The organism is Haemophilus sp. HMSC066D02, from assembly GCF_001810545.1.
Lineage (GTDB): Bacteria > Pseudomonadota > Gammaproteobacteria > Enterobacterales > Pasteurellaceae > Haemophilus_D.
The window spans coordinates 1-1,320 of sequence record NZ_KV801799.1 but is presented as its reverse complement, the minus strand read 5'-3'; the positions used below and the strand labels follow the sequence as shown (position 1 = coordinate 1,320).

Below are 1,320 nucleotides of genomic sequence, written 5' to 3'. Positions count from 1 at the left end.
TTTTGAAGGATAAGAAAAAGTCTGAGTAAGAAGAAAATCTTGATTGAACAAAAGCAATCAAGTGTTTAGTTGAAAACACAACATCAAGAATTTTTGAGGTTGTATAGTTAAGTGACTAAGCGTACAAGGTGGATGCCTTGGCAATCAGAGGCGATGAAGGACGTGCTAATCTGCGAAAAGCTTGGATGAGTCGATAAGAGGCGTTTAATCCAAGATGTCCGAATGGGGAAACCCAGTAGATGAAGAATCTACTATCACTTACTGAATACATAGGTAAGTGAGGCAAACCGGGAGAACTGAAACATCTAAGTACCCCGAGGAAAAGAAATCAACCGAGATTTCGTTAGTAGCGGCGAGCGAACGCGAAGGAGCCTGTTAGTGATAATGACAGAGACAGAGGAACAAGCTGGGAAGCTTGGCGATACAGGGTGATAGCCCCGTACTCGAAGTCCAGGTCATGGTACTAAGCTAACGACAAGTAGGGCGGGACACGTGATATCCTGTTTGAAGATGGGGGGACCATCCTCCAAGGCTAAATACTCCTGATTGACCGATAGTGAACCAGTACTGTGAAGGAAAGGCGAAAAGAACCCCGGTGAGGGGAGTGAAATAGAACCTGAAACCTTGTACGTACAAGCAGTGGGAGCCCTTTTGGGGTGACTGCGTACCTTTTGTATAATGGGTCAGCGACTTATATTTTGTAGCGAGGTTAACCGAATAGGGGAGCCGAAGGGAAACCGAGTCTTAACTGGGCGTTTAGTTGCAAGGTATAGACCCGAAACCCGGTGATCTAGCCATGGGCAGGTTGAAGGTTGGGTAACACTAACTGGAGGACCGAACCGACTAATGTTGAAAAATTAGCGGATGACTTGTGGCTGGGGGTGAAAGGCCAATCAAACCGGGAGATAGCTGGTTCTCCCCGAAATCTATTTAGGTAGAGCCTTGAGCGGACACCTTCGGGGGTAGAGCACTGTTTCGGCTAGGGGTCCATCCCGGATTACCAACCCGATGCAAACTACGAATACCGAAGAGTGATACTCAGGAGACACACGGCGGGTGCTAACGTCCGTCGTGGAGAGGGAAACAACCCAGACCGCCAGCTAAGGTCCCAAAGTCTATATTAAGTGGGAAACGAAGTGGGAAGGCTTAGACAGCTAGGATGTTGGCTTAGAAGCAGCCATCATTTAAAGAAAGCGTAATAGCTCACTAGTCGAGTCGGCCTGCGCGGAAGATGTAACGGGGCTCAAATATAGCACCGAAGCTGCGGCATCAGACGAAAGTCTGTTGGGTAGGGGAGCGTTCTGTAAGCGGATGAAGGTG

1 rRNA gene is annotated in these 1,320 nt (G+C 48.3%); it reads left to right on the top strand.

The features are described 5' to 3' along the window. Positions 1–105 precede the first annotated feature (105 nt). Positions 106–1,320 (top strand): 23S ribosomal RNA (locus HMPREF2750_RS00005); the annotation flags it as partial.